This window comes from Buttiauxella sp. AC142 (assembly GCF_979253435.1).
The window spans coordinates 1,382,583-1,396,164 of sequence record NZ_CEEDCH010000001.1 but is presented as its reverse complement, the minus strand read 5'-3'; the positions used below and the strand labels follow the sequence as shown (position 1 = coordinate 1,396,164).

Sequence of the window (13,582 nt, the reverse complement as noted above, 5' to 3'; positions counted from 1 at the left end):
AAAACGATCGAATAATATGCACTTCAGGCGCACTGCCGGGAACCTTAACTGCCAAAACAATGCGAGTCAAGGCGCGCTAAACCCAGTAAAACCGGGGCCTGTAGAGGCCCCGATTGGGTTACGCAATTATTACGACCGCTAATTCATTAGAATTACTGCATTTACCGGATCAATAGTTCAGCTTTTGGAAGAATTTGTGCGCCAGATCGCGCGGTGAGATCATAATTGTAAATATCTGTACGGTATTGGGTGCGCCCATCTTCACCAACGAAAGCAGTCAGGTAGTAAAGGTTCACCGGGATGGTCTGACGAATGTTTACATACTTCGTACTGCCGTCTTTAAGCTGACTCGAAATCCGCGCATCGTTCCAGCCCGCATCCTGTAACAGCATATTTGCCAGTTCAGAAGCTTTGTTTACCCTCACGCAGCCCGAACTCAGCGCTCTTGCGTCTTTCTGGAACAAGTTGTGATTTGGCGTGTCATGCAAATAAATCGCATCAGAACTTGGCATATTAAATTTGTATCGGCCTAACGAGTTCTGGGTTCCCGGTTTTTGCTGGAAGCGGAAAGGCAAATTGCTGGCCGTGATGGTTTCCCAGTCAACGCGCCACGGGTCGATAGATTCGGCATTGTTACTCCAGCCACGCAGTACGCTATAGCCGTGTCTTTCGAGATAGCCCGGGTCCTGGCGCACTTTTGGCAGAATGTCATTCCGCGCAAGCGTTGGTGGCACGTTCCATGGCGGGTTAACCACCACATTATTGAGCGCACTGCTCATCATCGGAGTTTTACGATCCGGGCGCCCAACAATCACACGCGAAGCCAATACTTCACTGCCGTTAAGGTAATAGCTCAGGGAATAGTTAGGAATGTTAACCATAATGCCGGTATCAAGTTTCTTCGGCAGCAAGCGCAAACGCTGAATATTTAACGCCACCAGCGATGCACGCTGCTGTGGTGTCACATTCAGCCAGTCGCGTGTTAGTGCACCAATTGCGCCATCAACACCCAGTCCCTGCCATTTCTGAAAGCGCTTAACCCCTTCAATCAGCTCTTTGCTATAGGAACTGCGAACAGCAGGTGCTGATTTCTTTTTCTTCCCGGCGACGGCATCTGGAACCTGTTGCGCGGTCTGGTCACTGTCTAACTGAATCGCTGACGGGCTAACCGCCGCAATGGTATCGCCTCTGCCCGAGCGGTCAGGCAGAGGAATAGATGGCTCAGCTTGCAGCATACCGGTACGCGCAAGAATTTCACGCAGGGCTGGCACGTCATTGCTCCACTGGCCAGGGCGCAGTGTTTCACTCCCGGTCAATTGAGGCCAGGGGCGCGAGTCGCTCAGCAAGTGCACGAGCGATTGATGTAATTTGGCATATTGCGGATGCTGAGGCGCTAAGGTCTCAACAAAACTCACCAGCGTTCCTTGATCGACAGCCACCTGCCACTGGTTAATTACGGAAATTGGCGGGGTCTGCATCTTGTACGGCTTGGTGCTGTAAAGCCAGCGGTTGCCTTCGGTCGGAATACCATACACAAATTGCAAATAGCCCATCATCGCATCAGATAAAACGATGTCGCGGCTCATACCGGTAACGGAGGGGTCGGTCAGCAACTCAACCCAAGTCGTAAACTGAGGCTGAATACCCGCTATGGCAAGTTCCGCGAGCTGTTGCTGGAAGGCCTTAACGGCATCGCGATTTTCCCACATCGGCTTCATTTCACGTGCGGCATAGAAGGCTGATAGCGCATTCAAATAAACCGGTGTGTAACCTGCAGGCAGATGCGCCACGAGCTGCGAGCGGCTTTGCGCGGCTGACATACCGGTAGAATTAAGCGGGAGCACGCCCACCATCGTGGCGGTAGCGGTTGATTGTGGTAATGGCTGGTCAGGTGAGCTGGCTGGTTCAATGCTCACAGCAGAGCTGTCAGATGGAACTACCGCTGGCTCATCGGCCTGCGCCATAAACAGTGGAGCGAAACTGAGTGCCAGCCCGTAACCGAGCGCTGACAGTCGAAAACCGTGCGTTTTTTTTAGCAACATCCTTTGCCCCCTGTTTATACACATTACATTCCCCAGCTTTTAGCGCTGGGTTTTAAACTCAGTATATAAACAGCGAATATTATTTGCCCGTATAAATGTAAATAAAATTAAAGATTAAGAACTATCGAGAAAAGAAAACGCGGGCCGTAGCCCGCGATTATTTATGACGCATCTATTGTTCCGGCAACCGGTTCGGGAAGCGGCGGTGCAAAGCCTCGCAGCCCGACTACGTGTACGTGTTCATGGTTCTGAACAACCTTACGTACCAGCTTATAAGTAGTGCCTTTTTCCGGGCTGATGTTCTCTGGTGCCGCAATGATCAGTTGCATTTCGAGTCGTTCACACAGCTCAAATAGTGTCGCAATGGACTTGGCATCCAGTCGTGCCGCTTCATCAAGGAACAGCAAACGGCATGGGGAAATGTCTTTTCCGCGCAGGCGGCGCGACTCTTCTTCCCAGCTTTGAACGACCATAACCAGAATTGACATCCCGGTACCGATGGCTTCCCCGGTAGATAACGCGCCACTTTCCGCACGCAACCAGCCATCTGAACCACGGTTAACTTCAACTTCCATTTCAAGATAGTTGCGATAATCCAGCAGTTCTTCGCCAATGGTCTGCGGCGTGCGCTGGCCCATATCGATTTGCGGATTCAGGCGTTGATACAGTTTCGCTAATGCTTCAGAGAAGCTCAGGCGGTTACTGTTGAACAAATCCTGATGCTGTTCATGCTGTTCTGAAAGCACATCCAGCAACATCGCATGGGTTTCACGCACGTTCACATTCAGGCGAACGCTGTTTACCTGGCCGAATGAAACGCTTTGCAGACCCTGATTGAGCATCCGAATACGGTTCTGCTCGCGCTGAATCGTCTTGCGAATAATATTCGCCACGCTGCGGGAACTGATCGCCAGTTTCTGCTCGCGTGAGGTCAATTCTTCAGTCAGACGGCTCAGTTCAATCTCCATCTGTTCGATGGCTTCAACTGGGTCGTCAGTACGGATGATATCCTGGCGGATACGCTCGCGAAGATGCTGGTAGACAGCCACAAAGAACTGAATTTTACGTTCAGGACGTTTAGGATCTTCAGACATACGCAGGACATCACGCAGATGCTCGTTATCTGCCACGGCCAGTCGCAAAGCACCCAATGCTTTATCCGAAATAGAACGCAGCTCGTCGCCCGTAACATACGCCAGTTCGCGGCGATGCAGACGGCGCTCAACCCCATTCTCTTTCACCATGCGCATGACGGCACACCAACCCGCTTTCGCTGTCACAACCTGTTCGCGCATTTCAAAATAGCTGCGCTCCAGTTGCTTCAGTTTACGCGTCAGGTTGCTCATTTCCGCTTCACACATCGTCAGCGCTTTTTCAAGCTGATTACGGCGAGAGCGGTTGTTACTTAGCGCAGTATGCAGTTCGTCGCGACGCGCACGTGCGCGCTCTTCCGCACCGAGATCGGCACGAACACCAATATCCTGTAACTCTTTATGGAGGTCGGTCAGCAGCTCTTTTTTAGTGTCAAAGGAGCTTTTCAGCGACGCCATTAACTGGCTGAACTGACTCAATTGCTGAGCATGGCTGCGCAGCGCTTCACGTGAACGAGTACGTTCTGCTTCGGCCTGCTCAAGACGGTTACGCAATTTTTCATTTAAATCGCTATTGCCATCTAGCATTGCGGCGGAATCTGAGTAGCTAAAGTGTGCGCGACGCTGCACAACTTCAGTCAACGCAAACGCCTGCTGACGCGCGTCACGCTGCACTTGCTGCGCGTATTGATAGTCTTCTTTTAACTGCTCGAACTGTTCCGGATCGCTTTGCAGTACTGACGCCACTGCTTCGAGTTTCGCCAGCGGATTACCAAACTGATGAAGGAAACGAGCCGCTTCTTCCGCTTCGTCAAGACGCTCACGGATTTCATCACAACGGTCAGCCAGTGTTTCATCATTTAACAAACTAATGCGCGGCAACAGGCGGTTAAGTTGATCAACGCCTTCTTTAGCCTGATCGTATTGCTGGCGCTGTTGCTGATTGTCGTTTTCATGGCTGTTGATAGCACGTTCAACTTCGCCACGACGGGTGTTTAGCTGACGAATTTCCGCTTCCGGATCATCGTCAAATGCCACGCCCAAATGCTGGCCGATGAAGCGGCTGAATGACTGGTGCAAACGCTGAGATTTCTGAACATCAAATGACAACGTTGCGAAACGTTCCGCCAGAGTTTCACGCTCCGCATGCAGCTTTTCGAGACGGTTTTCACGGGCCGCGCGACCAAACAATGGCAGCTGAGGCAAACGCGAATAGCGCCACTGGCGTTCGGCGGTTTTGACCAGAACCGCGGCATTTAGCTCTTCAACGGTGAAAACGCTGTCATCGAAGGAAGCCGGGTCCCCTTCAATTAAGTACAAGTCTTCCGGGCAATCTTCGAGATTATCGAGTTGATCGCGCACTAACGATAAGTCTGGCACCACAATGGCGTGACGCGATGGGCCATACAACGCAGAGAAGTACGGTGCGTCGTCGAGGCTGATGTCGTCATAAATTTCCGACAACAGTACGCCGCCAAACCGTTCAGCCAGCGCATTTAAACGTGAGTCTTCAGCACCGCCTGGTTGGCTGAGACGTTCGATTTCTTCATCGATGGCACGCTTACGGGCGCCGACTTCATCACGTTCAACGGTGACTTCACGCTCGCGCTCAAGCAGTTGCTGCATATATTCAGTAACTTGCTGACTGCTCTCGAACTGCTCATGGCTTTGCTCACAAAGCTGAGTCAGGCTGGTTTGCGCTGCCAGCCAAATCGGTGCGCGCTGTTGCAGGCGTTTAATACGCGCCTGAATTTGCTCTTGTTCCTGACGCAAATTGGCACGCTGATCGCTGGCATCAGCAACGCGTTGCTGCAAGGTTTCGATGCGTTCAGAAAGCTCGTCATGCAACACTTCCAGATCTTCGGGATCGAAGTGTTTACCCTGACGTTTGCAGAACTCAGCAAACATCCGTTCAGCTTCTTGCTGCTCGCGAAGGCGCTGCTCGAGTTCGTTAAGACGAGCACGCAATGGCTGAACTTGTTCCATCAGGTGGCGCTGATTATTGCTGTCACGCAGTAATTCACGCGCAACGTTCCAGGCATCACTACGACTCACCGGGCCATTGATGGCCGTCACCAGCTGATAAGCATGCTCAAACTGGCTGTGCGCGGTTTGCGCCACACTCATTTTCTGCTCAAGATTGAGCAGATTCTCAGTGCTTTCCTGCTCTTTAGCCTGGAAGGTTTCCAGCCATTCTTCCGCACTTTCAGCGGTTAAATCTGGCAGATGGCACAGTGAACGCGCACGCTCGAGCGCCTGCAACGCTTGTTGGTACTGAATCGCGCGAGTTTGCTGCACATCAAGCGCTTGCTGGTAGTCGGCAAGCTGACTTTTCAGTTCATCAACTTCCAGCTCTGCGGCTTCGGCGCGGGCTTCGTTTTCTTCTTGTTGCTCAGAGGCTTCAGCAACAATTTCATTTTGTTCTTCGAGGCGCATTTGCAGTTCATCGAGGTCGGCTTCATAGCGCTCGATTTTTTCCTGCTGGCGAATCGCCGTTTGCACCAGGTTCAGGTGGTCACTGGCCGCCTGGTAATCTGTTTCCAGATCCCCTTCCGCACCGCTGTGTTCGCCAAGCTCGCGTGCCATTTCGACATGTTTGTATTGTTCCGCAGCCAGTTGCTTACGGCTGGTCAACAATTCACGACGGAATTCGAGCGCTTTATCCAGATGAATGCGGCGTTCGTTGGCATGACGCATGTAGTCTGCGGCCACGTAATTGGTGGCTTCAGAAATCAAATGCTTAAACAGGTCACGGTCTGATTGAGTGACGCGAATCGCTTCAAGCGTCATGCGGTTTTCACGCAAAGCCGCTTCCATATCCTGGAAGGCTTTACGCACGCCGCCGTTTTCAGGCAATAAATAGTCGCGCAGTGAACGGGTGATCGCGCTGGAAATCCCGCCGTAAAGCGAGGCTTCGATCAGACGGTAGTACTTGCTACGATCTGACGCACTGCGTAGACGACGCGCCACAATGCCCAAATCAAACATCAGCGAGTGGTAATCGGTAATCGAGTTGAACTGTTTAAACTGAACGCCGTCGATGGCTTCCACTTTATCTTTCAACTCTTGCAGGCTTAGTACGCGCGCCTGGCGTTCGTTGAGCGCTTCCGTCAGCAATTGTGTTGGCTGAATAGACGTCGGCAGACCCTGAATGGCGAACGGTTTGATGTCGACTTTGCGGTCGCGGCCTGCGACTTGTTGCAGACGCACACCGACCACGACACGTTGATTGCGGGAGTTAACCACGTCCAACAAGGAATAACAGACACCGGCTTTTAATTTACCGTGCAGACCTTTATCGCGTGAGCCAGATGTGGCCCCTGCTTCGGTGGTATTACGGAAGTGCAGCAGCGTTAAATCGGGGATTAACGCGGTGACAAACGCCGCCATTGTGGTGGATTTACCGGCACCGTTACCGCCTGAAAGCGTGGTAACCAGCTCATCTAAATCAAAAGTACGCGCGAAGAAACCGTTCCAGTTAATCAGCGTTAGTGAGCGAAACTTTCCGCGTTCAATCATTCCTGTTCATCCTCCGCGTTGTCCTGAACAATTTGCGACTCTTCTGTTTCATCATTGAGTTGCAAACGAGTTTCTACCGGCATCGCTTCTCCATCACGGATCATGCGTAACTGCGCTTCACGCGCATCGTCACCGGCGCGCACATCGGCACCAAAGCGGAATACGGATTCGGTAATACGGAATTTGCTGCTGTCATGCCCCATAAACCAGATCATGCCGAGACGGCGAAGACGGGTTAGCGAGGCACGCACTTTTTCTTGCAGCTTCTGGCGGTCCAGATCGGAGCCAGTAGAACGGTTATTCACCAGCTTGAGCAGCTTACTTTCATCCGCCAGCGTCAATAACTCGTCGTAGAGTTCAGCCTGAGTAAAGATACCTTCGTTAGCCAGGCGTTCCGGGCTGAGATACAGGTAACAAAGGATTTTCCCGACCATCATGTCCAGCTCGGATAACACAGAGCGCGGAATCAGCGTGGTGGAGCGCGGACGCAAATAGAAGAAACCTTCCGGCGCGCGAATTAACTCCACATTATAGCGGGTGTAAAACTCTTCCAGTTCATCCTGGAAGTCCATCAAATAGGCATGATTATCCAGTTCATCAAGCCCGACGTGCCTTCCGGAGCGTAATTGGCTATCGAGTGCTGGAAATAACGGATTGGCCAACGCCTGTGCCAGTTTTACTGGCATCACTTTTTCAATATTTGTTGATGACATGCGCCTGTACCTTGGCTCCGTAATCGTTAATTGCCTGCCACTGTGGCGGCAAGCCAGTAAAGTCTGCTTCAGCCACACCCAGACGAACAGCCTGGTCGACTACGATTCTCGCCACATCGAAATGGCGGGCGCGTGGGTATTGCGCCAGATAGTCCCGCATTACCACACCTAAATCCAGCGGCACTTGTCTGGTTTTATAGACCTGAAGTGCAGCTTCAATCATGGCAGCAAGCTGTTCGCGGATTTCATTAAACTCTTCGAATTCCAGGTCACTTGGCAGCTCGCCCATGACTTCATCGTCACGCAGCGTCATTTCTTCATCACGCATATCCAGCAGACGATCGGCGTTGGCGTAGGTCAGTGCCCAAGGGGCATCGAAATAGTTTTGTACCGAAACGCGCAGACGCTGCGCAAAAACACGGTTTTTATCCATGTCGATAGCGGTACGAATGAATTTATGAACGTGACGGTCATAGCCGATCCACAGGTCAATGGCCTGTTGGCCCCAGCTAACGATGCGGTCCAGTTTGCTTTGCAAATCAAACACCAGGCGGTCAACAAAATGCAGATCATCACGCCCCAAAATGGCATCCTGGATGCGTAATAGATTTGCCTGAAGCTTGTCACCTGCGGCTTCAAGGGTGTCCTGCAATTCACGCAACGTACCGGAAGTTTCGGATAACAACATTTCGCAACTGGAAATGGCCGCACGCCAGTCTTTGTTCAGCAGTTGCGCGATGTCATCTTTAACCTGTTGTTGGTGCTCATCCATGATGCGTTGGGTGAGATCGATGCTGTCAAAAATCTCGGCGACCGAGTATTTCAGTGGCGCAAAAACGTTGCGATGCCAGTGGAACTCGTCACCATCTTCATCCGCTGAATCCGCCGCGCGCTTCAATTCGCCCCCGACAATCGACAGCTGCATGGATAAACGCAACGTCGAAAACTCGCGCTGACGAATGTAGTAATCAGTAATACCAATGCCGAGCGGCGTCAGGCGATAAATCGCATTGCCTTCATTGATTTCGCTGACAAAACGGTTGATTAAACGCTGGCGCACCATGTCATTGATGGCGTTATTGGCGCGAACGTTAATGGTTTCGCTGGTTTGGTCAAAACCTTCGCTGACGTGGCGGAAAGCATCTATCAGCTCGCCTTCACTCATCTCACCGTCCAGGCGCTCACCGTTTAGAGTGGCGATAGCCAACAGGAACGTCAGGCGCTCTGTTGGAAGTGAAATCGAGTAGTCATTTTTCCTGGCCCAGGCAACCAGCTCCGGCACTGTCTGGGAAACATCACTCATAATTTTTCCTTGGCTCAAGCGGCTTGATAGCTGTCACGTGGATATAGCGGCCGAGGCTCACAAAAGGTTCCTGGCGGCAATAACGCGTTTCCAGTTCAAGCAAATTCTCAAAACCATCGCGTTGTTTGTGCTTATCGCGTAAGTAATCGTGGAACACTCGCACACCGGTTTTCCCGGTTATCTGCCAGCCAATTTGCTCCAGCCAGTGGTACACCTGTTCTGGCTGTAGCGGATTGTCAGGCGACAGAGTCTTTCGCTTATTCTTTTTCATGCCCTGGAGAACATATTCGAAGTTACCGACAAACATATTTCTCATCAGTAAGCCGTTAGCATTGTAGAACATCAGGGATAAAGCACCGCCGGGTGCCAGACAATCCCACAATGTTTTCAGTACGGCCTGAGGATCTACGACCCATTCCAGCACAGCGTGAAACAATATCAGATCAACCGGCTTTTCCAAATGTTGACCAATATCCTGGGCGGAGGAATGTACGAAATGCATGTTCTCGCTCACACCTTTCTCACAGGCTTGTGCCTGAGCGCGAGAAATCATCTCAGCGGAAACATCACAGAGCAGAACTTCATGACCCCGCTGCGCAAGACCGCAGGCAGTTTGTCCTTCGCCGCCGCCTGCATCCAGAACCCGTAATTTCTCAGGCATGGTGGAGAGCAAAGCATCAAGATCTTGCCATAAGATGGCCTGGCGAAGTTGTCCTTTGGTTGTACCGTAAATGTTGCGTGAGAACTTCTCAGCAATATCGTCAAAATTGCGGTCACGCACGGGTACGGCTCCATGGGGGAAAAGGGATTATCCGAGATCGGTGGGTATTTTGGCACAGCTGCGCCAGGAATGAACCCGTCTGGTGTAAGATCACCTGCGTTTACCTGCTGTATGGCTAAAAAAGGACCCATAATTCATGCTTTTTATCCTGAAAAAATTTATCGGGGGACTGCTTCTGCCCTTACCTTTTTTATTATTGATGATGGGCGTGGCACTTTGCTTGTTGTGGTTCACCCGTTGGCAAAAAAGCGCAAAAGCGCTGTTAAGCGTGAGTTGGTTAGTTTTGCTGCTGATTAGCTTACAGCCCGTAGCCGACAAAATGCTCAAGCCTATCGAAAATACCTACCCGACCTGGCGCGGAAGCGAGAAAGTGGATTACATCGTGATTTTAGGCGGTGGCTATACGTGGAACCCAGAATGGGCGCCGAGTTCCAATCTCATCAATAATAGTTTGCCACGCGTGACTGAAGGCATTCGGTTATGGCAGGAAAACCCTGGTTCGAAGCTCATTTTTACCGGGGCAAGAGCGATGACAAATCCGGTCAGTACCGCTGAAGCCGGTGCCAGAGTGGCTGAGAGTCTGGGCGTTCCACGCTCCGAGATAATCACTCTGGACTCGCCAAAAGATACCGAAGAGGAAGCGGCTGCGGTGGAGAAAGCCATCGGGCAGCAACCGTTCTTGCTGGTGACTTCCGCCTCTCACTTACCGAGGGCGATGGTTTTCTTCCACAATGCAGGTTTACATCCCCTTCCGGCACCCGCGAACCAACTGGCGATTGAGTCTCCGTTAAATCCCTGGGAGCGAATCATCCCTTCTCCAGTGTGGCTAATGCACAGCGACCGGGCTGGTTATGAAACTCTGGGACGCATCTGGCAGTGGATGAAAGGATCCTCAGGAGATCCAGGGAAGTAAATTTTTCGCAGCCACATCAAAGGCGGGTCGATTTAAGCGGCCCGTCTGTAGCAGTTGATCGACACCATCCCACAGAACATATAGCCAACGCCGCCACAAGAATGACTCTGACACGGGCGCACGCTGCAAATAATGCCACAACAAACTTTCAGACTGCCCTGCTTCATACAGGCGGAATATTTCATATTCCCGCGGTGCCCAAAGCGTCATACCCGGATTTACCATTGCCAGTAACTGATCGCTACGACCATCTTTTAGCATGCTGCTGAGGGTAAAGTTGCCGTGGATCAACACGCAATTGTCGTTGAAGTCTTCGAACAGACGCGGCAAACATTCCCGTGTGCGGAACAGGATGCGCCGGTCCTGCATAGTCAGGCCATTATTCGGATATTGATTGATGGTGGCCCAAAGCGTTTCGACGCGCTGCCGATACCATGAAGGCCAGATATTCTCTTGAGTGTTGTCGACATTCCCGACGCAGCCACGGCTATCAACCCGGTGCCAGGCTAGCAGGCCTTCTACAATTTGATCTTTGAGATGCTCCCAACGATCTGGCGTGCGGGTGGGAGCTTCAACGGGTACGCCACGTAAACGCTCCATTAATAGTACATCCGGCCCAGGAGTGTCATCGTGAGTCACAACGCCGTAAACCACAGGCATACGCACTGTGCCGGATCGTGCAAGCATCGACATTTTCCAGGCTAACTGAGCAGCAATGCCGGGGGTGCTAAAACTTTTTGCCAGCAGAGACATCGCATTCCCGTCGCTATCATATAGCGACCACAGAGCGGTGTTTGGCTGTTCATTGATGCACTCAATCCGGCTTAGTTTTTCACCCAGCAGATGACTCAATTCCTTGCGTAGCAACTCCATGACTCATTACCCCTTACAACACTGGTGTTTTTATAATGAGCTTGAGAACGCAGGATGTCATCCATTCAGATCAAATTGACTGACGATAATAAAAAACCGGCGCTGAGCGCCGGTTTTTTATTAGAGAAGAAGGATTAGCGCATTGCCTGACGAACTCGTTCCAAATCTTCCGGCGTATCAACGCCAATACTCGGGATTTCTTTAGCGACAGCAACATGGATTTTTTCACCATTCCACAAAACGCGTAACTGTTCGAGCATTTCGATTTGTTCGAGCTGGCTAGGTTCCCAAGTCACATAGCGGCGGATAAAACCGGCGCGGTAGCCGTAGATACCGATGTGGCGCAGCAGAGAATCACCAATTGTTTCACGCGACTGGGCAAAGCGATCTCTATCCCATGGAATCGTCGCACGGGAGAAATAAAGTGCATAACCCTGCGCATCCATCACGACTTTTACTGCGTTGGGATTGAAGGCTTCTTCCGCAGAGTCGATTGGCACAGCCAGTGTCGCCATTCCTGCCTGACTGTTTGCCAGATTGAGCGCGACCTGGCGAATGATAACCGGAGGGATCATCGGCTCATCGCCCTGCACATTCACAATCACAGTATCATCACTAAAATTATATTTTTCAATAACTTCAGCAAGACGTTCGGTGCCAGAATGGTGATCGGCGCGGGTCATACAAACTTCACCACCAGCCGCTTCAACCGCACGTGCAACATCTTCATGGTCGGTTGCAACGATGATGCGATCGGCACCCGATTCGCGGGCGCGCTCCAGAACATGCACCACCATCGGTTTACCGTTGATGTCTTTCAGAGGTTTGCCCGGCAAACGTGTCGAAGCATAGCGAGCAGGAATAATTGCCACAAAACTCATGGATTCGTCTCGTCAGAAGTCAATACTCGAGCTTCAGTCTCCAGCAGCACTGGAATACCATCGCGCAGGGGAAACGCCAGGTGATCAGGTTTGCAGATAAGCTCCTGCTTTTCCTGATTAAAGTACAACTTGCCGTTACATACCGGGCAAGCAATGATTTCAAGTAATCGATGATCCATGGTTACTCCAGAATGGCTGCCATCAAAGGCAGCAGAATAACATAATTCACGGGCTTTCCGGGCTAATTTCCCAGCCTTCACCCCAGGATGAAGCTAAAACGGCGGGAATATTTCCAAGAAGAATCCGGCTCGCATTTTGCCATTGCGCAAAATCTGTCAGTGCCGAGTGCAAGCCATTGATCAATACCTGACCCGGTTTAACGCCGTCTTCAAGATAGAGGCTGATAATTTCCAGCTCACCGGTTTTACGATGCATTTTTGCATCAATACGACCGACTAAAGCCCCTTGATGCAATAATGGAAGCACAAAGTAACCGTATTTGCGCTTTTCAGCAGGCGTGTAGCATTCAAGGCGATATGAGAATCCGAACAACACTTCAGCACGTTTGCGATCCCATACCACCGGATCGAAAGGAGAAAGCACCGCACTATGCGTGGCGCGTAGGGTATTTTTCTCGGCTTTTTCCATTAATGGCAACTGTTCATGATGTAGCCACATTTCACCAATCCCCTCCACATCGACCCGAGTCACGATGCCGTTCTCTTGCCATTGTGCAAGCAGGGGTTTGAGCGAGATATTCTTTAGTCGGTAATAATCAGCTAGCCATTCGGGACGGAAAATCCCCAGACTACGGGCACTGTTTGCAAGCATTTGTTGTTCCGCATCTTGCTGATGAATGAGATGCAAATCATCATTCCAGTGCGGCATAACACGTGAGGTGAGATCGTACACCCTTTGAAAATTACGTCGTTCAACCACCATAACTTTTCCGGCGGTGAACAAACCTTCAAGATGCTTTTTATGTGGCTTCCATTCCCACCACCCACTAGCACCTTTGCGCGGGTGTTCAAAATCAGCAGATCTAACAGGGCCGTTGCATTCGATATGGGCTAAAAGTTTTTCGATTTCTGCGGCATGTTCTACCATCCATTCAGGGCGATATTTCCAGCCCATCTTTTCTGGATTCAGCATCCGGTGGCGTATCAACGCGAAATCTTTTCGCGGCAAAAAGCAGGCTTCATGCGCCCAATATTCCATTAACTCACCACCAAGCAGAGCATCATCTAACCAGCTTTGCGGATAGCTGCCTAAGCGGCTGAATAAAACCAGGTAAGGGCTACGAGCAACAATATTGATCGTGTCAATCTGAAGCAGTGACATGCGAGAAATCGCAGCGGTAACATCGGAAGGTTTAGGACGACGGCGAGGTTTTTGTAATAAGCCCTGTGCTGCCAGATGAAGGTTGCGGGCTGCACGTAAAGTCAGTTGCGGTACAGACATGAAAG

General features: G+C 51.2%; 10 protein-coding genes. 1 reads left to right on the top strand and 9 read right to left on the bottom strand.

What is annotated here, in order from left to right; all coding sequences use genetic code 11:
- Positions 1–161: 161 nt before the first annotated feature.
- From ldtD to cmoM, 5 genes are all read right to left on the bottom strand, one after another.
- Complete coding sequence (ldtD, locus tag AC0IWZ_RS06295; protein WP_471677822.1) at positions 162–2,042, bottom strand: L,D-transpeptidase; 1,881 nt, start codon at positions 2,040–2,042, stop codon at positions 162–164.
- 161 nt (positions 2,043–2,203) lie between these two features.
- The gene (gene mukB / locus AC0IWZ_RS06290; RefSeq protein WP_410372145.1) at positions 2,204–6,652 is read right to left on the bottom strand and encodes a chromosome partition protein MukB; all 4,449 of its coding nucleotides are present in this window, start codon (positions 6,650–6,652) and stop codon (positions 2,204–2,206) included.
- A complete protein-coding gene (gene mukE, locus AC0IWZ_RS06285) occupies positions 6,649–7,365 on the bottom strand; it encodes a chromosome partition protein MukE (protein ID WP_115629791.1) in 717 nt (238 codons plus the stop codon). Before mukE ends, mukB begins: the two co-directional genes overlap by 4 nt.
- Entirely contained in the window at positions 7,346–8,668 is a 1,323-nt protein-coding gene (gene mukF, locus AC0IWZ_RS06280; protein ID WP_034494334.1) for a chromosome partition protein MukF, read from the bottom strand. The genes mukE and mukF overlap by 20 nt, the downstream gene beginning before the upstream one ends.
- Positions 8,661–9,449 (bottom strand): tRNA uridine 5-oxyacetic acid(34) methyltransferase CmoM, encoded by a 789-nt coding sequence (gene cmoM / locus AC0IWZ_RS06275; protein WP_410372146.1) that lies wholly within the window; start codon positions 9,447–9,449, stop codon positions 8,661–8,663. Before cmoM ends, mukF begins: the two co-directional genes overlap by 8 nt.
- 136 nt (positions 9,450–9,585) lie before the next feature.
- Between cmoM and elyC the strand changes: the two genes are divergently transcribed.
- Positions 9,586–10,362, top strand: coding sequence for an envelope biogenesis factor ElyC (gene elyC, locus AC0IWZ_RS06270; protein ID WP_034494332.1), 777 nt, complete (start codon positions 9,586–9,588; stop codon positions 10,360–10,362).
- Here elyC and AC0IWZ_RS06265 read toward each other — a convergent pair.
- The 4 genes from AC0IWZ_RS06265 to AC0IWZ_RS06250 form a co-directional block, all read right to left on the bottom strand.
- Positions 10,342–11,235, bottom strand: a complete 894-nt coding sequence (locus tag AC0IWZ_RS06265; RefSeq protein ID WP_115629799.1) for a YcbJ family phosphotransferase — start codon at positions 11,233–11,235, stop codon at positions 10,342–10,344. The genes elyC and AC0IWZ_RS06265 overlap by 21 nt on opposite strands.
- Before the next feature lie 134 nt (positions 11,236–11,369).
- The gene (gene kdsB / locus AC0IWZ_RS06260) at positions 11,370–12,116 is read right to left on the bottom strand and encodes a 3-deoxy-manno-octulosonate cytidylyltransferase (protein WP_034494330.1); all 747 of its coding nucleotides are present in this window, start codon (positions 12,114–12,116) and stop codon (positions 11,370–11,372) included.
- Positions 12,113–12,295, bottom strand: coding sequence for a protein YcaR (gene ycaR, locus AC0IWZ_RS06255; protein WP_034494329.1), 183 nt, complete (start codon positions 12,293–12,295; stop codon positions 12,113–12,115). Before ycaR ends, kdsB begins: the two co-directional genes overlap by 4 nt.
- A gap of 46 nt (positions 12,296–12,341) precedes the next feature.
- Positions 12,342–13,577, bottom strand: coding sequence for a winged helix-turn-helix domain-containing protein (locus AC0IWZ_RS06250; RefSeq protein ID WP_410372148.1), 1,236 nt, complete (start codon positions 13,575–13,577; stop codon positions 12,342–12,344).
- Positions 13,578–13,582 lie beyond the last annotated feature (5 nt).

What these genes read in the sequence shown, in the direction of transcription:
- ldtD (WP_471677822.1), bottom strand. Translation starts at nt 2,042, where the DNA reads ATGTTGCTAAAAAAAACGCACGGTTTTCGACTGTCAGCGCTCGGTTAC.
- mukB (WP_410372145.1), bottom strand. Translation starts at nt 6,652, where the DNA reads ATGATTGAACGCGGAAAGTTTCGCTCACTAACGCTGATTAACTGGAAC.
- mukE (WP_115629791.1), bottom strand. Translation starts at nt 7,365, where the DNA reads ATGTCATCAACAAATATTGAAAAAGTGATGCCAGTAAAACTGGCACAG.
- mukF (WP_034494334.1), bottom strand. Translation starts at nt 8,668, where the DNA reads ATGAGTGATGTTTCCCAGACAGTGCCGGAGCTGGTTGCCTGGGCCAGG.
- elyC (WP_034494332.1), top strand. Translation starts at nt 9,586, where the DNA reads ATGCTTTTTATCCTGAAAAAATTTATCGGGGGACTGCTTCTGCCCTTA.
- AC0IWZ_RS06265 (WP_115629799.1), bottom strand. Translation starts at nt 11,235, where the DNA reads ATGGAGTTGCTACGCAAGGAATTGAGTCATCTGCTGGGTGAAAAACTA.
- kdsB (WP_034494330.1), bottom strand. Translation starts at nt 12,116, where the DNA reads ATGAGTTTTGTGGCAATTATTCCTGCTCGCTATGCTTCGACACGTTTG.
- ycaR (WP_034494329.1), bottom strand. Translation starts at nt 12,295, where the DNA reads ATGGATCATCGATTACTTGAAATCATTGCTTGCCCGGTATGTAACGGC.
- AC0IWZ_RS06250 (WP_410372148.1), bottom strand. Translation starts at nt 13,577, where the DNA reads ATGTCTGTACCGCAACTGACTTTACGTGCAGCCCGCAACCTTCATCTG.